Consider the following 18267-nt stretch of genomic DNA (forward strand, 5'->3'; position numbering starts at 1 on the left):
GCTTGAAAGCGCCGGGCGCCAGCAGGCGTGCAGGCAGCTGGACCAAGGGTCGGACCAAAAGCCATGCCGTTGGCTGACAGGCCCTCGCAGCTGGGCGAATGACCGCGTACGTGCCCCTGCCAAGAATTACCCCTTGGCAGGGGCGGCGGGCTGCTCGAAGTCCCTGGCACCCCGGCAATCGCGGTTGAGCCAGGCGACTGCCGGTTCACAATCTGTCTGCATGGCGAGATTTCAAACCCCTTCGCAGGCGTCCGATCGCTTGATGACCGCGATTTGTCCCTTGCCCAGAGGCCGCAGTGCATCCTTGTTCCTGGCCTGCACAGTCCGCTTGAACAAACTCAGGATGGAGGCCGGCAGGGCTTGCCCTCATATTCGAAATGATGACGCGTGTACGTTCGGCCGTTCCACCGCAGCACAGGGAAGCAAAAGCCGGGTCCGCCGACGAGCACGTCCGGATAACCGTTGGCGCCTCGAGCGGGCAGGAACTCGGGCATGCCTAGAGACTCGACCAGGATTTTCCATGTGCCGTTCGACTGTTTGGAGAGCAGCCAGAAATTCTGGCCTGTGTTGCCATAGCATAGGCCGCCTCCTTCGGTAATCACCGCTTCTGGTCGGCCATCGCCATTCAGGTCCCGAAATATGGTGATCGATCCGGGCTCATAGGATAGCTCCGGCGGCTCGCAGTTGCCCGACCTCCATTGTTGGCCATGCTGGGTGAATCCCGCTGACCTGAACACAGATGCCTGCTCTGCAGCCGGAGGGGCGCCAAGTGCTGGCATGCTGATGAGGAAGGCGGTGGCAATCCCGGGAAAGCGAACGCGCATCAATCCGATCCTCATGATGGGAACAGCTAGATTAGCACCTATATGCGCGAACACCTAGCTGAGGCGGACGCACCGGCGCGCAGCAGCCATTGAAGGCCATCTGGACATCCATCATCTGCAAGGCGCCGGGAACCGACGTGCCACCAAGAATCTGCCGGATACGAAGCAGACATCATCCCGGGTTGAATGTGGAGGAACCTCTGATCTTTGACAGATCGCACGAAAGTTGTAGCCAGCCGATCCATCGAGAACGAGGCTGCAGGCGACAGTCACCTACGGCAACGGTGAGGCACGTGCTGCTTTCACTCCATTCATGAGCGCGCGTGACCGTTGCATCAAAGCCGCCGCTGGCGACATGCCCGGGCAGTCCGGTAAAGACGACGATCAGCATTGTTAGAAAGAGGCGCCAGATCTGAATCGATGCCCTCGACGTCGACCTTTTTTTCAAAAGATCGCCACCAGCGCCGCGAAGAGGGCAGAAAGTCCGGTCCAAAAATTCCATGAGTGGGCGGTATCGGACATGGTAGCCTTCCTTCTCCAGAACAGCAGGGTCGCTGAGCCACTGCGACAGCGCGATCCCTTTCTTCGCCTTGAGCTATTGCGCTTCCGCAGCGCGTTGCGCAGCGCTGGCATCCTCATGTTCGAGGCTGCCCGGCCCCACATGCCAATGCTCCAGATGCTTGTAGACGATCACCTTGTCGGCGAGCAGCGCGCCGTGCGTCCTGCAGAACAGTTCAAGCTGATCCTTCGCTCCGATCAGTTCCACGCACATGGTGAGGTGGGGATTGGAGAGGTCTGCGCCGCTTTCGCGCACCGGACCATGATTGCTGAAGCCATAATGGGTGTGATGGGCGACAGCATTAATGATGCCGTCGGCCTTCGCCTGCGTGACCAGCGCGCGATAGAGTGGCTTGGCGCCCCAACGAGATTTGGACAGCGCAGGCGGTGCCTTGTCGGCGGGTTTCAGATAGATGCGGATCATGCCGATCTCGCGCGACGTCAGTTGATGGGTTTGGGTCAGGAGCGTGCCTTCCGAAGATTGAGGGAGGAAGATGGCCGAGAGGTCCGGCGATGGGCGCATCGCGCGTGCTTCCCGAAGCGTCAGGTCCGGGGGCAGCATCGTCCGCGACCGCTTCGGCACGGCGACACGCTGCGAAAGATAGATGCCGTTATGGCCCGAACAGACATAAGCGACGAAGCAGGCGACAGCGATCGGCAAGGCCGCGCCCGCGCCGAACAATTCGATGCCCATGATCGTGCAGGCGAGCGGGGTATTGGCGGCGCCTGCAAACACGGCGACGAAACCCAGCGCCGCAAACAGATCAACAGGAACACCCAAGGGCGCAGCCAGCGCATGACCGAGTGCCGCGCCGATGAAGAAGAGCGGCGTTACCTCGCCGCCCTTGAATCCGGCGCTGAGCGTGACCACGGTGAACAGCATCTTGAGCGCACAGCTCCAGCTATCTCGCCCAGGCTGGAAGAAGCCCGCGATAGTCGGATCCCCCGGTATCAGGCTCCATACGCCAAGCCCGAGATAGGCGCGCGTGCCCAGCAGATAAACGAGCGCGATGATGAGAAGCCCGCCGATCGCAGGGCGCACGGGACCATAGGGAATGATCCTCTTGAGCCAGCCGCCCAAGGCATGATTGGCCTCGGCGAACAGCAGACTGGCAAGGCCGAAAGCGCACCCCGCCATCGCCGCCTTGAGCAGAAGCAGGGGCTCGAACAGCAAGCTGGGCTCCGTAGGGCCCAAAGCAGCGACCGCATAAGCCGTATGGTGAATGCCCCAGGCATGGCAAGTCCAGTCACCCACCAGCGCCGCCACGAGGCACGGCACGAGCGCGGAATATTCGACCCGCCCGAGCGCAAGCACCTCCAGCGCGAACACAGCCCCAGCGAGCGGCGTACCGAATACCGCGCCAAAGCCGGCGGCAACGCCCGCCATGAGGATGACCCGGATGCTGGAAGGATCGAGGCGAAACCATCCCGCCACTGCGCTGGCAAGGCTGCCGCCCAGTTGTACCGCGGTTCCCTCGCGGCCGGCCGAGCCACCGAGCAGATGGGTGACGATCGTGCCGAGGAAGACCAGTGGCGCCATGCGGAGCGGGACCCCGCCGCCAGGCTCGTGGATCTGCTCGACGATCAGATTGTTGCCGCCTTCCACCGATCGGCCAAGGCGATGATAGAGCCAGCCGATTCCCGCGCCACCAATCGGTAGCAGGAAGATCAACCAGGGATGGTCGAAACGCGCGCGGGTCGCAGCCTCGAGGCTCCAGAGGAAAGCGGCGCACAGCGTCCCTACAGCGATCGCCATGAGGACGAGCAACAGTGTCCAGCACACCACTGATGCAGCGTGATCCCGCCGCGCCAGCGCATGCCCTTCAAGGTTCAGTGACGTGAAAAGATTGGCAAATGTAGCGCGCACGATTCCTCCTTGTTGCGAAACGCAGCAGGTAGGAATCATCAACCCCGAGGCGGTTCGGCCGAAGCCAGGCGGAAATCCATCGCCGTTGATGCCGGATGAATGAGGCGGTTCATCCTGTCAACAGGCTTTGCTTGGCAATGTCACCTTCCGTTAGCTCGGTGAATTGCCTTTTGCGTATTCAATGCCGATGCTCTCTCCTCCTCTGTTGCCGGAAGGGGGCGGTCGGACCCGCCATCCCGACAGGACGGAAGATCGGGCGCATTTGGGGCGTCGGATTTGCCTCCAGTCAAGTCGGCGATGATTACAGATCCAGGCCCTGCGTATCAGCCTTTTCTTCTGCGCGCCTGACCGCATCCGCCTGGTGGTCCATCGTGGCGGTGATCATCTCATTGGTCATCGCGAAACTGGTCATGGCGACGTTGAAGCGTGACGCAAGGGCCGGATTTTGCTGGTTCGGCACCACCTCGTACGAAATCGCATGCAGACACGGCAGAACCTTGTCTGTACGAAGGTTGTGGCTGCGGCATTCCCCATAATTTGTATTGCTGTTCGTCATCCGCTCACCGTTACGGGCACGGACGATCCACCCCGATCGCTGGCTGCCATATCCGGTGTCATCGAAACTGCCGTATTTGCCGGCTACTTCCTTGGTGATGTTGGCGACAGGAAGCTCCTTGCCGCCTGAATATTCGATGGTGCGGTCTACATGCACCACGCGCTCAGCGCCGGCCGGGCCCAGCAGCCAGACATTCACCTTGTCCATGCCGGTATCCGCATTGAGATTGATCTGGGAGATCTGGCCCCCCGCGGGAAGCGAGGCATTATTCTTGTTGGCATTGATCGCATAGCTTGCGTTCTTGCACAGCAGCACACCTCGAACCTGCTCCTCCGTCATACCGTGCCGTAGCCCGGCTACATCATCTGCAGGCTGCCCACCAGTTGCGGATTGAGGTTTGAACTTGTCACAATCCAGATCCACTTTCTGAACGGCCGGCGCTGCAGAACTCCGTTCTGGCTCGGGGGCGATCGACGCCTCTCCCGACGCATTCATGGTCGCGCTCGAATTGTCACCCCCACATGCCTCGAGAAGCATCAATCCGACGGCCAAGAGGACCTTGCTGCGCATATGTTCGCCTTTCGCAATGGCAGTTCAGCGCGCTCCCGGCGTTTTTGAGCAGGACAATTCAGGAATGTCGCCCCCCCAGCCCTCATGCCCTTTGGCGCTTGGCGGCCTTGCCGCCGGGTTCCAATCTGACACGCTCCTTACATGCGCGCAACGGGTTAGGATGTGGGGCAAAAGGATAGGTGGATGCATTCCAGAACCGTCCGCGAATGCCCCCACCAGGCAATGCTCGCAACGGACCAGCTGGCCTTCAAGCTGCAGTGTCGGCGTCGCGAGCGGAACTGCTCACCTCATCTCGGACATGCTGGTGCGCTCTGGCGGCCCGATCCAAAAGGCATCCGTTCTGGCTTGACCAGCTGCCCCTCACTTTCCGCGATTTTCGCAGTCGTGATGGCTTCCGATCGGTTGGAAATCACCCGAACTTCCCGCCTCGAGCGGCTCGGTGATCTGCCTTTCCCCCTCCCCCGATCACGACAATCTGCACGATCCTTCAACCTTGCGATCATCCAGCCTGCCCAAGCTGGCGCGAAGGGCATCGATTTTCTCTCGATCAAGATCGGTGATCCGGGCGCCTGCCAGGGGGGCCGGGTAGCCATGCCCGGGCAATGTCGCCAGGATCGTCATTCCCGGCCATGCCGCAGTTCACAGGCGCGCTCAAACGGCCATGGGCTTCCTAGCCAATCGACGCAAAAGCCGCTACCCGCGATTCCCTGCGCAACGGTACCTTCAGGCTGGTCATGTCGTTAGTTTCTCTGCTTTCTTCCTGGACCGTTTCGTGATGCAAAGGCCGGATTCATTGTGGCGCAGTGGCTGCCGCGCGCTCGCAGAGGCACAGGCAACCCTCGACCTCTCCAATCCCGAAACCGTTCGCGATTGCCTCGCGCAGCTCGACGCAGCGATGCGCGATGCACCATGGAATATCCGGACGATCTACGCCGAATTTCCCGAAGCGGAGCTCGAGGAAGCAACCAGGACGCAGGCAGCAGCCATCCTTGGAGGTGGGAAGGCCTGGGCCTGTGGCCTCGTCCAGACGCGGCAATGCCTCCTTGCCCTTGCAATCCAGATACGAAGCCTCGACCATATCCTGCACGGCATGGACACGCGATATGCGCGCATCCCTTCCGATCCCATGCGCGAATGGTTATGCAAATCCGGGAATGCCTTCGTCATCCCTGCCAGGCGCCGGCGGGACCTTGGCAGTACGGCTGGCGACAAGCTCAGCTATGGCCGGCGAGGGACCAGATATTATCGCATCATCCCGACCGCCCTGCAAAAGGTGCCGGTCCGCATCGTGGCGCTGGCTGCCGCTGATCTCTCGAGCGTCAAGGATAACGTCACGTTAGGCGGCGCCATCTTCCCGGGTCTCCAGGTAAAGACCAGGAAAACCCCAAACGGCTTCCGCGTGCAGCGCGTCGACCATCCGGACATCGATGGCTGCATCAAGAGCCAGGCGGAAAGCATGTCTCGCGCCCATGCGATCGTCTGGCCCGAGCTCACCATCGACGACAAGGCGCTTGCAACCTTGACCGATCATCTGGCGGTCCTGTCTCTTGCCCAGGACGCCGTCCCCAATGTCATCATTGCAGGCTCATGGCACCGAAAGGTGAATGGCAGGATCAGGAACAGCGCTCCCATATTGACAGGTCAGGGCGAGGAAAAAGGTCAGCACTCCAAGATCGTCCGTTTCGCAGATGACGCCAATCGCTTTGAAGACATTGAGTGCGGCGACGAGATTATCGTTCTGGTGTGCGACCGTTTCCTCGCCTCGGTGGCGATCTGCAAGGATTATTGCAACCTCAGTGAAGCGCCGCCATGGCTGGCCCTGGACGTCGATTTCCTGCTCGTGCCCTCGATGGGCAAGACCACGACCATGGACGGCCATATCAATCGAGCGAAGACCGACCGCATCACGCACGGGCTGCGCGCCTTTGTCGTGCAGCAGGGACTTGTCAGCAAGGAGGGTGAGCCCCAGGGATTCATTCTCCTCGCCCCCCAGGAGTCGACGAACGATACCTGCATCGAGAAGGCGTGGAACCTCTATGAGGCGTAGGGCATTTTCAGGAAGGTTGCGCAATAGCTGAAACGTTGTAAAACGAATCCATCATTGGAGACCAAGATGGCTACCAGGCTCACCTCCCTCGCGGACATTCTGCCCGCCTTAGAAAGTCTCGAAACCGGCGAGCTCGACGCGAGGGAGGCTCGTGCGCTGTTGCGCCGGGTGCTCGAGATCGGCCGCGATGATGCAATTGCCAGCGACATATTCTCAGCGCTCCGCTCCTGGACAGGCCGCATGCTGCGCACCAATATCGCGGGCGATGATCTTCGGGAGTGGTATAATCTGTTCCGCGCCGTCGGGGCCCAGTTTCGCGGTCCTCTGAGTGACTGGGCTATCCGGATCGAGGTGCTCGGTCAGCTGGTGTACGAGCGTATCGGCCTCGCCGAGACGCGCGATGCGTCCGAGGTGCTGAGCCGCAAGCATGCAACAGCGCTGCTCGGCGAACTTGCAACCAGTGCAGATGGTCGCCTCGGCCGGGCAGAGCTGCTCGAACGCCTTGGGCTTGAGCAGGCCAATCTCACGAGGGTGAGCACGCTCCTGCTCGATGCCGGGCTCATCACGCGCGTCGAGGAAGGACGTAACGTCTCCTTCGAGCTTAGTTCTGCGGGCCGGTCGCATGCGCGCGCCGAGCACGCCCCTTCGGTCATCAAGGCGCAAGAGCAGTCCCTGGACACGGGAAGCTGGATCATGACGGAGGCGACCGCCCGGAACCCCGATGCCGGCATCGCATCATGGGTCGAGTTCGACAGCGATCTCGCGGTGAACGAGCCCTGTTTTGATGAAGATCTCGCAGCATGACCGAAAAAAAGTCTTTGAAGGTCAGGACGTCGAAGAAAAGCGAGAAGATCGACCCCGAGAATTTCAACAAGCTGGTCGCGCATGCTCGCCTGTCTCGCTTGCGGCTGATGAGTTCGAGCTTCGACCTCAAACCCGATGCCATGGGCGAGAGCCGCCGCAACTGGGCGTACAGGATTTCAGCCTCGCTCGAGGACTGGAGCCTCGATTGCGATGCGCTCGAGCTACGTGGAATTTTTGCCTTCAAGGTTGCCTGTGTCGAGGGGCGCCGGCATCCTGTGTCGCTTGGCGCCCGCTATTTCGCGACCTATCGCCTGTCGGCGGAATGCGACGAGAAGGCCGCGCTAAGCTATCTTGATCGGGTAGCCCGCTTCTCCTGCTACCCTTATTTCCGCGCTCTTTTCTCCATCCTGACAGAACAGAGCGGCCTACAGCTACCGCCGCTGCCCGTCATGAAGGAGCCTCCAAGGCTTGTGAGATAGGCAGACCGGCACAGATTGACCAAAGGCTTGCCGATCATGAACCGCGAAACCTAGCCAACGGCCTCCCATGCATTCCGCCAGGCCTCGATCGGCTCGGGCCCATCCCAAGGACGAGGAACCGCAGGCAGTCCCATCAAAGTGGCCCAACGCGTACATTGCGCAACGGAGCGCGCGACATGCGGGCGGGCGCTTTCACGCTCGCAATCGGCAAGGATCGCCCAGAGCCGATGCGCTACGATCACGCGGTTTGCAGGCGCGAACCGGTCCCAGGGGATCGCCGCGCACGATACCCAGGCGCATTCGTCGACGGAGTGATCGTCAGCCTGCAGCGAAGCGCGCTCCTCCAGCGGGCAAGCATAGGGCGCTATCAGCGTGAAGCGGGCCTGCCCCTTGACCGAGTAGCTCGAAACGACCGGACCCAATCCGCAGAAGGATATGGCAGGTATCGCCGCCGAGGTGAGCGACGCTTCCTTGAGCACACGCGCTCGCAGTGACGCCTCGACCAGCGCCGGCGCCGCCGCCTCTTCCTCTCCGGGCCAGTCGCCGGTCCGAACCATTCCACCTGGCAGGGCATGGAGACCGCCAAATTCATAGGCCCCGCCATCGGCTGGCGATTTGCGGATCGTTACAAAATTCCCCGCATGCTGCGCCATGAGGACGGCGCCCAATCGCCATCGCGCCAATGGCGAGGTCGCAACAAACCCATCGGCCTGGCCCTGGCAGCGATCGACAAAATGGAAAAAGGCGGTGTTCATCGCTGACCATATCGCCTGGCGATGTCCCTGGCGGCGATGTATCCGGCCACTGGCTGATGCACCCGACTGATCGCCGAGACCGCGAAATCTTTTCGCCACTGACCGATCATCATGTCGCCTGGCGCAAAGCCGTGCCCGATGACCGTAACGCCGCCGGGGCGCGCGTGGGCAGCAGACACCAGACCATGTCCCGGGGCTTCGCAAAAGCCGTACGTCGCATGGCACCAAATCCCGTTGAGCAGCACGACGGTCATGCTGCGTTCAGCCTTTCTCAATAGTATCGCGCGCTCCTATAAACATGGGGGTCACTGGACGCAGTTGCTTCATGGTCTTTTTTGTCCTCGCAGGATTTGGCATAGTCGCGCAGCGGTACGAACTTTCAAGCGCGGTGTTGCGATGGAACCAGTATCGGTACACCTCTGCTCCTGGGATATGCAAAATGCCCACGAACAACGATAGCCCATCCCCATTAACTGGCGCTTGACGAAGAGCTTCCCCCGCTCATCGCGCCGACATTGGCTACCAGGTACGCATATGCGTCGATTGCCTGGTGGTTTTCTGGCCATCGCCCCCTGCGCACGGGTTGGAAACGGCCATTGAAGAAAGGAAGGTGGAAAGCGTGCGATATACCTATACTCTGGCAGCTTCTGCACTGATCGGAACAAGCGCAATTTTTCTCGCGGCGGGATCTGCGTCGCAAGCCGAGGTCGCTCAGAACGAGGCGGTTCCCCTGGCGCCGAGCGCCCAACGCCCGCAAGCGGCTGCCGGCTTTGCAAATCTGACCGAACGGCTCGCGCCCGCGGTGGTCAACATCTCGACCCGCCAGCGCGTCCGGACGCCGGTCGTCAACCCCTTTGCCGGAACGCCGTTCGAAGACTTGTTCGGTGGCCGCAGCCTTCGGCCACGAACGCGCGAAGCGCAATCGCTCGGCTCGGGCTTCATCATTTCGGCCGATGGCTATGTCGTGACCAACAATCATGTGATCACGCCCAGCGGGCAAGAAGCCGAAGTGAAGTCGATCACCGTCACGATGCCGGACGGCGCGGAGTATCCCGCCGAGCTGGTAGGCCGCGATGCCGCTTCAGATCTCGCCGTTCTCAAGATCAATACCGGCAAGCCTCTGCCGTTCGTCAAGTTCGGCGATTCCCGCAGCGCGCGTGTGGGCGACAGGGTCATCGCGATCGGCAACCCTTTTGGCCTTGGCGGAACGGTGACGTCGGGCATTATATCGGCGGTCTATCGCCACACAGGCATGGGCACCGCCTACGACCGCTATATCCAGACCGACGCTGCCATCAACCGCGGCAATTCAGGGGGACCGATGTTCGACATGCAGGGTCAGGTCATCGGCATCAACAACGCCATCTACTCGCCCAATGGCGGCAGCGTGGGCATCGGCTTCGCCATTCCCGCTGAAATCGCAGCGCCTATCGTCGAGAAGCTCAAGGCCGGTCAATCGATCGACCGGGGTTATCTTGGCGTGCGCATACAACCAGTCGCGGACGACCTCGCCGAGGCGCTGGGCATCCCGCACCGGAGAGGCGCTTTCGTCCAGTCGGTGGAACCTGGCAACGCCGCCGACAAAGCGGGCGTCCGGCCAGGCGACGTCATCATCACGGTCGACGGCAAGGAAGTCTCTGCGGGACAATCCTTATCCTACCTCATTGCAAACACGGACCCCGGGGAACGCATACCCATCGCGCTGATCCGCGCCGGCAAGCAGATGACCGTGCACGTCACACTGGACCTGCGGCCCAAGGAGTCGCAGCTTGCGGGCCAGAGCTTTGAACCGGGGCGCAGCGACGACAGGTCTGGCGGCCCATCCCAGGATCAGAGCGAAGCTGCGGTGCTAAAGGCTCTGGGCCTTTCGGTCCAGCCGCTGACGGCCCGTATTGCGCGGCAACTTGGAATGAGTGAGAAGACCCAAGGCCTTGTGATCGCCAGCGTGGACTCCTCGTCCGACGCGGCGGCCAAGGGGTTGCGGCGAGGCGATGTCGTGCTGTCGGCAAATAATCGGCCGGTCACATCGGCCGGAGATCTTGAAAGCCGGATCGAGGCGGCGAGGCGCGCCTCAAGGGGCGCTCTTCTGCTGCGCGTCCAACGCCGCGGCCAACGCCCAAGCTATGTTCCTGTCCGGCTTCGCTAGGGAGCGGCATGTGCCGCGAACTTTTCGGTACAAGAAGGTCGCCCACCCTCGATCGGAAGGCGGGCGACCACATATTGTCCCACGCGGACAAACGCTGGCGGCGGCGGCGAGCGGAGTTCTGGTTTCCGATGCCGAGCTGCCGAATGCGTGGCGAATTCAAGAAGGATCGCGCGCGTACGACTAACGCCGGCAGATAGGCCAGGATATTCGTACCGGGTCGACAAGGCCCTTCAAACAGGTTGACCAGTATATCGTAGCGCGATATAATATGTTCAGTAGAGGATACCGCTACAACGAGGAAGGCGTCGATGTACGTGCTGAGCATTATCATCGAATCCGTAGGCTTGGTCGTCGGAAGCGTTGTGCTCGCAGGCTCGTTGTGTTGGCTCGCGGTCCGGCTTCACCATACCCGCTGGGCGCCCTTCCTCGTTGTCATATTGCTGCCGATCGTTCCCCTCAGCAGCCTGAACCAAAGTGAATTCGCTCGATTGAGTGCAATCTGCGTCCTTGTCGGAGCTTTGTTCCTGTGGCTGTTCAGCGGTGCTGATCGTGCGCCGCCGCATATCGGAGGCGAATAATGGTCGAGCGGTGCTGGAACTATCCTGTGATACTGGCGAGCGTCGGAACTGGCCAGAGGCCCGGCCGAGCGGCACTAAGGGCGCTTGTTCGTCGAATGCGCCAAGAGGCCTTTCCCGACGACAGCCAACCTGCGCAGCAACGATTGAGGATGCGGCGCGCCCTCAGTCTGATTTTTTTACCGGATTACACTGCGGTCAGGGCACCCGATCAATAGGATTTCATGTGGTTGCCGCCCGTGGCGCAAGAAGTTTCTGATCCGATGCGCGAGTGATCATTTCAATCGGAGGGCAAAAAGTGACGCAAGCTGTTCGGCCTCTGGAGCGCGCTGCGTTAAATCCGACGCAGGTCGCGCGCTCCAGTTCTTTGTTGCCGCATCGTTTTTTGCGCAAAAGCCGGTTCCCACTTTTGCGCACGATGCTCTGATTGTCTCCATTTGGCAAAGTCGGACCCCTAATCACGGACGTTGCGCTTCTATCCAGCAAGAAGCCCCCTAGCGCCGATCGTACAATTCAGAGATGCGGATCACGCTATACTCCCAACGCTTTTCGGAGCGTGTCATTCAAGCGGGTCTGCCAGCCCGGTCCATCGGCCTTCAACCGGGCCAATACGTCCTGATCCAACCGAACGGTTGTACTCACCTTCGTGGGGGCTTTCTGTACTCCCCGACGACGGATGGTAGCAGCGAGATCCGGGAAGGCTTCAGCGAAGGGCTTGGCCTTAGCGATATCCTCTGCCGTCAATTCAGGGTTGTCCGACACCGCATCCATATCGGCCTGCGTATACTTGGCTTGAGTCATGACAGCAGCTTCCTTTCCTTGCGACTGGCGGGCCGGGCTGAAACGATGGAAACACCCTCGCTGCCAAGCCTGACAAAAATCACCACGATGAAACCGTTCCACTCGCCGAGCGCGAAGTACCGACCATCCTTGGCGTCGCCGATCAGTGCGGAAGCGAAAAACTCTTCTCCGATGTCAGCAAAATCGATGCGATGCTTGGCGATGTTCGCTTGCCGTTTCGGTTCGCCCCACTTGATGATCATATGCTATCTGTAGTAACAGAAAGCCATGCCGTCAAGCAAATTGTTACTACGGCAAGTGCCGGAGCGTCACGCAGGACAAGGGGCGGCATGGGGCCGTTTGCCGACTGTCAGCCCAGCATGTGAGCCGCGCGGTAAGCTGCCGTTCTTGGCACAAAAAATAGCCCGACTGTCACGAGGGCAGTCGAGCTAGGAGAAGTCTCATTGACCATAGAGGCCTGAGCCTTCGGGTCGCAGGCGCGATCCTATCAACTCTGCGGTTCAGCGTCATATCCCGATCAGGGTATCTTCGCCCATATTCAGCTGCATGTCCTGGCTTCCCCGCGCTCAGCCCTTGCCGTCATAATCGGAGCGTCTCCCCAAACATCGTGACCAGTTCAATCTCTCGCGTTACGCTCAGCTTGGCAAAGATGGACTTGAGTTGGGCCCTGACCGTTTGGACGCTAGTTCTGCGCGCAGCAGCGATCTCGTCGCGGGTCTCGCCTCGGGCGAGCGCCAAAGCAACGTCAATTTCGGCGATGGAAAGGCCGAATGCCGTGCGCAGGATGGTTGGAGCAGAACTGTGCCAGCGGCGGCCAGAATGCACGATGACAAGCAACTGCGAACCGACCACAGCCACAATGTCAACGTCGGCGTGCGCTTCGAATTCTGATGTGACAGCCGGCATTCTCAAAGCCGCTTTCGATAGGGCCGCTGGGGGTGAAATCGGCGGCCATATTTTTTTTGGAAGGAACCGAGGTTCGCTTCAACGGCGAACGGCAATCAGCACGCCCCGCGATCCGCCGAACGCCTGCCAATCTGCATTGTTGGGTGGCCTAGGCGGTTATGGCGCGATTGGTAGACCATCACCGTTGCCGCGCCTGTTCACTGAAATGAAGCCTGCCGACAATCACGGTGCGGCGCAAAGCGATCGGTCGCGGCGACACCGACGCTCCGGGCAGGCGAGCCGATGCGACCGGTCGGAATGGCTAGAGGCTCAATCCCACCCGACCGATCAGGGTCGCCCCGGTATGGCAGCTTCCGGGCGCATTGATGCTGCTGTCGGTGTAGCGCAGCCCGGCAGACCAACGGCCTTTCAGATAATCGACGCTCGCACCATAGTCCCAATAGGAACCATCAGGCCGTAGCCGGGCTGCCGCAACCGTATCTCGCGCATCGCCTGAAGACCGCCCGATCCAGGTCGCAACCGTGATCGGGATTCCGGGCACCCCCACAGCGGCGGAAACGGAGAGCGCGAGATTGTCGCCTCCGATCGATGACTGCCGCGGGGCATAAACGGCATGGAAATCGACGCTCGCGGGTCCGATCAGATATCCGGCACCAGCGCCCAACTCGCCAAAGCCCTGACCGGCAGCGCCGGGGAACAGATGATAACGCGCTTGCGCCCTCAGTCTCCAACCGCCGGTCTGCCGCACATAGGCCGCGCCCAGGTCAGCCACGGCATCTGCGCCGCCGTGCCGTTTGGCGCCCCATAGCGAAACCGCCGTAGCTTCGAGGCTCAGCCCAGCGGCCACGGGTATCAGGATCGAGCCCCGCACTACCGGATCGCCGTCGCTCCAACTGAGCCCCCTGCGGCGTTCATCTGTGGCGACCTCGATCGAAGCCGAGACATCCTCAGCATATTGTGCGTAAGCCGGACCCGCGCTGGCGCCGGCGATCGATGCACAGGCCAGCGCGATCCGCATCCCGTACGCCGCGACCGGAAAGTTGGTGAACCTCATGCCAATCTCCTACTCGATGCGATGCTGTGCTGCCCGGTCGTCGCAGCGCGATCCCAAGTGCTGAGTGCCGCTATCATCTTGGACCGGGCATAACAAAGGGTGCTGACCAAAGTGAAAGCCGCTGTCACTTTTAGAAAGCGCAGATTGTCATCGCCTCGGCATGGGACAGGCTTGGCTGGAGCGCCATGCTCCCTATGAGATTGTTGCCTCCTGGGATCTCGCAGCCGAGCCAGCGCGACGCTGCGGGCTCCACCCGCTGCGCTTTGTCTCAGAACGGGAAAAACCAGTGGATAGCGGCCACTGCCGCAAACCAGGTGACAAGATTGAGCGGCAGTCCGACCTTGGTGAAGTCAAGATAGCTATACCCCGCCATCTGGTAGACAAGGACATTGGTCTGGTAGCCAAAAGGCGTTGCAAAAGCGGCGCTCCCCGCCATCATGACCGCCACGAGAAAGGGCCGCGGGCTGACATGGAGGCTTTCGGCAAGAGCAACGGCGATGGGTGTGACCAGCACCGCGACGGTAGCGTTCGAGAGCAGCTCGGTCAGAACCAGCGTCGCGCCATAAAGCAGGATGAGGGCGCCGAGCGGACCGAAGAGCCCTACCCTCCCGACCAGCGCGTTGGTCGCCGAGGAGGCAAGCCCCGTCTGCTCGAGCGCGATGCCGATAACAACCATGCCGACGATCAGCATCAGGATTTCCGGCCTCAACCCGCCATAGGCCTCCTCGGGGCGGATGACCCTGAGCAGGATGAGCAGCACCGCGCCGGCAAAGGCGGAAGCGGCGATGGGCGTGATATTGAGGGCGGCAAGAAGGATGACGCCGGCAAAGATCGCGGTCGAGGTCAGCGCCTTTGCCGGGGCCAGCGGCCTCTGCTTCGCGAAGTCGGCTGCATCGCCGATCGCATCGCCCGCGATATCGGGGTGGCTCACATGGTGGGGCAAGGCCGCCTCCATCCGATCGAGCGCGCCAGGCAAGGGCTTTGCCAGGAGCCGTCCGGAAAAGAGGAAGAGGTAAAGCCCTCCGGCCGCGGCGACCACCAGTCCCACCGGCGTGATTTCGAAAATGGAAAAGGGCGCCTGCCCCGAGGAGCGGGCCATGTCATCGACGAGCAGGTTTGTCGATGTGCCGATCAGCGTGCAGCATCCGCCCAGCACCGCGACATAGGAAAGCGGCATGAGGAAGCGCTTGGGATCGAGCCTTAAGGATGTCGCGACATCGCGCACCACCGGCGCTGCGAGCACGACGATGGGCGTGTTGTTGAGGAAACCCGACGCCCCGCCGCACATCAGGATCAGCAGCCATAGCCCAAGCGACCCGATACGACCGCAAAGCGCGACAGCTTTACGGATCAGAAGATCGAGCAGGCCGGAAAGTTCCATCGCGTGGGCTATGACGAACAGCGAGGCAAGCGCGATGATTGCCGGACTGCCGAAGGCGCCCTGCACCTCGCTTGGCCGCACGGCGCCTGTAAGGAGCAGCAGCGCAGCCCCCGCCAGCGCCACGACATCCGCGCGCACCTTGTCCCAGATGAGCGCGATGACCACGCCTGCAAGGACCAGAAGAGTGACGAGTTGCTCCAATGTCATGGCGACCCGGTAGCATAAAGGGCAGGCTCGGGCAGGCGAAATGGCATCGGGAAAGGAATATTCCTGAAAGGAGGGGTCAATTTCAACATCATATCTGCTAGGCTTGGCCGATGGCCGAACAGAACATCCGTTTGCGCATCCTCTCCCATCTCATTGCGGCGGCCGCGGGTTCCGCGCTGACCTTTGCTCTGGTTTCCGGGGCGCCGGGGCCTGAACCGCAGCCGCGAGCGCCAGAACCGCAACAGGCTGCCCCGAAGGTGAACGTCCCGAAAATCCCTGTCACTCCCCCTCCCCCGTTGGACAGAGCTGCATTGCTGTCTGTGGCGGCAGCGGCGGCCGATGCAACGGCGAGCGGTTCGGCCCTGCCCGGATCGAGCGCTGCGCTGGTGGGGCGCTCCTTCATCCTGCGCATGCCTTTTGGCTGCCGGGGCGAAATGACCGATGACGCCAAAAGCTGGGCTGGGTGGGTTTTCAATCCGAAGAGCCGGGCATTGAGGCTCAGTGCCCGGACCACTGATCTCGCTGAGGCCGACTGGGTGACGCCACTGGCTGGCGAGATGAAGTTCGATGCGGTAGAGGGCTTCTGGATCCAGCGTCCCTGGACCCGCGCGGATCAATGCGTGCGCGGGGAAAAGCTGATGTCCGACGCTATGCCGACCCCGGGCGACCAGCGCCTGGCGATCGCCCAGTTCTTTTCGCCCGAGAGCCCTCGAAACCTGAGGCGGGGCGATCGCCCCTATGCCTCGACCATCAAGCTGGAAGAGGGGGAGATGCCCTCCCCCGAGGGCTACCAGATCCAGCTTGAAGGCCGCATCACCGGCTTCCCCGACGGACAGCCTGTGCATTGCATCCAGCAGGACAGCACCCTGATGCCACGCTGCGTGATCGCGGCAGAGTTTGAACGCGTCGCGTTCATCGCGCCGGGAAAGGAAGAGCCCCTGGTCGAATGGCGCTGAGCAAGAAGGATCGCTCCTCATGGCTTCGCGCGACATCATGTCCTGCTGCCTTGGCCTTGCGCGGTGCCGACAAGTCCCTGTCGCGCTGATCGTCCCCCGCGACGGGAGAGGACCAAGCGGGCCCAGCCTTCTATGCGGCGACTGGACGTTCAAAACCATCCACGCCGGCCAGACGCCAGCTTGCGCTGTAAAACACATAGACTTCGCTTTCGCGAGCAGATCGCCTCGTCAGAGAATGCTGTGAGCTGCGAGAAAGGCCAATCTTGGTCGAGCTGGACCGTAGCGAAAGATGATGAGACCTGATCTGGCTTTGATCCCCCTCGGATCGCTGTTGCTGGCGCGCAGCGGCGAGTAACCCTGTGGCCGCGGGTCTGGCCCGGCACCAGACGGTCAAGGGCAAATGTTGCTTATCGCGCAATACTCCAGGGGTGTTTCAGGCCGGCGGGCCTCGATAAGCCTCCTGCCCCCCTGCGCCCGGCGGCTGCCGAATTTGACGCGGCGAGAGCCAAGAGTGGCCGCAGTTCGGGTGAACTCTAGCGGGGCGCTCCTAGAACAGCATCAGGATCAAGTACGGTGAGCGCGGCCCCGTCGCCTTGCTGCCCCTTCTCGTGCCATTGCCACAGAACCAGGTTCCGGCCGCCAGGATTCTGGACCGAGGGAACAAGTGCGCCCTCGGCTCCGGCCGCGATCAGCTCTTCGGTTAGCGCCCAGTTCGGCGGCGTCTTGCCATCGAGCAACGCCACAGCCTTCCAGTTCGCCGCCAAGGCTTCAGCAACGCGCCCATCGCAGGGGCCGGCCGCAGCGTCGGTGAGATCCGCGATTCTCCCCGCATCGAGGTGATAAGGGACGAGCGTCCCGGGCTTCGGCAGTCCTTGATAATATTCCGCCACCGCGGTGACAGCATCCGCCGCCAGATAGAGCGCCGAGCATCCCTGCCTGTTCCAGCGGCCGCCGTAGAGCCGTGCCCCCTCTCCCGAGGTTGGACTGAACTGATGGCGGATCCCGATCATGCCCCAGAGGGGAAGCGACAACTGGCCAAGAGCATAGGTCATGGGGCCGCTCTACCGGCGAGCGGGAAAAGGAACTTGGTCAAGCCTGCGCACCAGCGTGAACCATGTCAGGAATAGACACCGGCGGCCATGCGATCGAGATCTTGGATCACGCTATCGGCATGACCATCCTCAACCAATTCCTCGGCCGTCTTGCCAAATCCGGGGAGCGGCTGGTGCTTGAACCAGATGATGGCCTTGCCTTCATCCCCTGCCAGCTCGGCTGCGCGCGCGATAATCCGGGCAATCTCTCCCAGCTTGGCCTGCACGGCAGGACTCCCGGGATGCGCTGTCATCGTGTTGCGATTGAGGTGTGCGAGCCGCGACAGCCGTGTCATGGGAAGCCGCAGGCGTTCCGCCATCCGGCGTGGGGCGATCATGTCACCCTCGCGAATATCATCCAGAAAAGCAGCAAGCATGAGTGCACTCCTCGCCTCTTATATGCACTCATCGGCGTGTTGTTTCAATGATTGCGTTACAAAGGTTAGAGAGGTTTAAATCCAGTGTTGAAAGATTTACCGTGCACGCGATCGAACGAGACCACCCCCAGGCGCCGAGGCAGCGCCAACGCTGGTGATCCTCACCAGCATCACTGGCGTGGGAACGCTGACCGCCACCATCTCATCGTCACAATGCGGGAACCGGAGCTGTCTTGATGGAAGGCAAGCCCAATCTCTGGCCGGGCTCACTCCCGTTGTCCGCGAATATGGTTAGGCCGTGAACACATAAACA

Annotated in this window: 18 protein-coding genes, 1 pseudogene and 1 riboswitch; of the genes and pseudogenes, 7 read left to right on the forward strand and 12 right to left on the reverse strand. The window is 61.4% G+C overall.

Annotated features, from left to right (window positions below; all coding sequences use genetic code 11):
• Positions 1-1419 precede the first annotated feature (1419 nt).
• The 3 genes and pseudogenes from K426_RS32715 to K426_RS26450 form a co-directional block, all read right to left on the reverse strand.
• Complete coding sequence (locus K426_RS32715; RefSeq protein ID WP_198147596.1) at positions 1420-1905, reverse strand: DUF190 domain-containing protein; 486 nt, start codon at positions 1903-1905, stop codon at positions 1420-1422.
• Positions 1897-3249, reverse strand: a pseudogene (locus tag K426_RS26445) (voltage-gated chloride channel family protein); the annotation flags it as partial. The pseudogene K426_RS26445 and the gene K426_RS32715, both read right to left, overlap by 9 nt.
• Positions 3250-3271: 22 nt before the next feature.
• Positions 3272-3342, reverse strand: a riboswitch (Fluoride riboswitch).
• Positions 3343-3550: 208 nt separating this feature from the next.
• Entirely contained in the window at positions 3551-4375 is an 825-nt protein-coding gene (locus tag K426_RS26450) for a hypothetical protein (protein WP_145907792.1), read from the reverse strand.
• 775 nt (positions 4376-5150) lie between these two features.
• On the opposite strand from K426_RS26450, the gene K426_RS26455 reads away from it, so the two are divergent.
• The 3 genes from K426_RS26455 to K426_RS26465 all read left to right on the forward strand — a co-directional run bounded on the left by K426_RS26455 (position 5151) and on the right by K426_RS26465 (position 7705).
• Positions 5151-6422 carry a hypothetical protein gene (locus K426_RS26455; RefSeq protein WP_059140378.1) on the forward strand — a complete coding sequence of 424 codons (1272 nt, stop codon included), beginning with the start codon at positions 5151-5153 and terminating at the stop codon, positions 6420-6422.
• A 66-nt stretch (positions 6423-6488) separates the two neighbouring features.
• Positions 6489-7226: a hypothetical protein gene (locus K426_RS26460; protein WP_059140379.1), complete on the forward strand. Its 738-nt coding sequence runs from the start codon at positions 6489-6491 to the stop codon at positions 7224-7226.
• Positions 7223-7705 carry a hypothetical protein gene (locus K426_RS26465; RefSeq protein WP_021243646.1) on the forward strand — a complete coding sequence of 161 codons (483 nt, stop codon included), beginning with the start codon at positions 7223-7225 and terminating at the stop codon, positions 7703-7705. The genes K426_RS26460 and K426_RS26465 overlap by 4 nt, the downstream gene beginning before the upstream one ends.
• Before the next feature lie 50 nt (positions 7706-7755).
• On the opposite strand, the gene K426_RS26470 is transcribed toward K426_RS26465, so the two are convergent.
• Both K426_RS26470 and K426_RS26475 read right to left on the reverse strand, forming a co-directional pair.
• Complete coding sequence (locus K426_RS26470) at positions 7756-8460, reverse strand: hypothetical protein (RefSeq protein ID WP_021243647.1); 705 nt, start codon at positions 8458-8460, stop codon at positions 7756-7758.
• Positions 8457-8714: a hypothetical protein gene (locus K426_RS26475; RefSeq protein WP_066564206.1), complete on the reverse strand. Its 258-nt coding sequence runs from the start codon at positions 8712-8714 to the stop codon at positions 8457-8459. Before K426_RS26475 ends, K426_RS26470 begins: the two co-directional genes overlap by 4 nt.
• A gap of 365 nt (positions 8715-9079) precedes the next feature.
• Here K426_RS26475 and K426_RS26480 point away from each other — a divergent pair, with 365 nt between their 5' ends.
• Positions 9080-10606: a Do family serine endopeptidase gene (locus K426_RS26480; RefSeq protein ID WP_031290542.1), complete on the forward strand. Its 1527-nt coding sequence runs from the start codon at positions 9080-9082 to the stop codon at positions 10604-10606.
• A 308-nt stretch (positions 10607-10914) separates the two neighbouring features.
• Positions 10915-11184, forward strand: a complete 270-nt coding sequence (locus tag K426_RS26485) for a hypothetical protein (RefSeq protein ID WP_021243650.1) — start codon at positions 10915-10917, stop codon at positions 11182-11184.
• A 528-nt stretch (positions 11185-11712) separates the two neighbouring features.
• On the opposite strand, the gene K426_RS26490 is transcribed toward K426_RS26485, so the two are convergent.
• The 5 genes from K426_RS26490 to K426_RS26510 all read right to left on the reverse strand — a co-directional run bounded on the left by K426_RS26490 (position 11713) and on the right by K426_RS26510 (position 15530).
• A complete protein-coding gene (locus tag K426_RS26490; protein WP_021243651.1) occupies positions 11713-11982 on the reverse strand; it encodes a BrnA antitoxin family protein in 270 nt (89 codons plus the stop codon).
• Positions 11979-12224: a BrnT family toxin gene (locus K426_RS26495; protein ID WP_021243652.1), complete on the reverse strand. Its 246-nt coding sequence runs from the start codon at positions 12222-12224 to the stop codon at positions 11979-11981. Before K426_RS26495 ends, K426_RS26490 begins: the two co-directional genes overlap by 4 nt.
• Positions 12225-12561: 337 nt before the next feature.
• Positions 12562-12888 carry a helix-turn-helix transcriptional regulator gene (locus tag K426_RS26500; RefSeq protein WP_021243653.1) on the reverse strand — a complete coding sequence of 109 codons (327 nt, stop codon included), beginning with the start codon at positions 12886-12888 and terminating at the stop codon, positions 12562-12564.
• Between the two features lie 301 nt (positions 12889-13189).
• Entirely contained in the window at positions 13190-13942 is a 753-nt protein-coding gene (locus K426_RS26505) for a TorF family putative porin (RefSeq protein WP_031290545.1), read from the reverse strand.
• Between the two features lie 268 nt (positions 13943-14210).
• Positions 14211-15530, reverse strand: coding sequence for an SLC13 family permease (locus K426_RS26510; protein ID WP_031290546.1), 1320 nt, complete (start codon positions 15528-15530; stop codon positions 14211-14213).
• A 110-nt stretch (positions 15531-15640) separates the two neighbouring features.
• Here K426_RS26510 and K426_RS26515 point away from each other — a divergent pair, with 110 nt between their 5' ends.
• Positions 15641-16486, forward strand: coding sequence for a hypothetical protein (locus K426_RS26515; protein ID WP_031290547.1), 846 nt, complete (start codon positions 15641-15643; stop codon positions 16484-16486).
• A gap of 533 nt (positions 16487-17019) precedes the next feature.
• Here the strand turns inward: K426_RS26515 and K426_RS26520 are convergent.
• Positions 17020-17538, reverse strand: coding sequence for an RES family NAD+ phosphorylase (locus K426_RS26520; RefSeq protein WP_021243657.1), 519 nt, complete (start codon positions 17536-17538; stop codon positions 17020-17022).
• A 65-nt stretch (positions 17539-17603) separates the two neighbouring features.
• Positions 17604-17954, reverse strand: coding sequence for an antitoxin Xre/MbcA/ParS toxin-binding domain-containing protein (locus K426_RS26525; RefSeq protein ID WP_021243658.1), 351 nt, complete (start codon positions 17952-17954; stop codon positions 17604-17606).
• 178 nt (positions 17955-18132) lie between these two features.
• Here K426_RS26525 and K426_RS33185 point away from each other — a divergent pair, with 178 nt between their 5' ends.
• Complete coding sequence (locus K426_RS33185) at positions 18133-18249, forward strand: hypothetical protein (protein ID WP_443018234.1); 117 nt, start codon at positions 18133-18135, stop codon at positions 18247-18249.
• Positions 18250-18267 lie beyond the last annotated feature (18 nt).

The sequence above is a fragment of the Sphingobium sp. TKS genome, from assembly GCF_001563265.1.
In the GTDB taxonomy this organism is placed as follows: Bacteria; Pseudomonadota; Alphaproteobacteria; order Sphingomonadales; family Sphingomonadaceae; genus Sphingobium.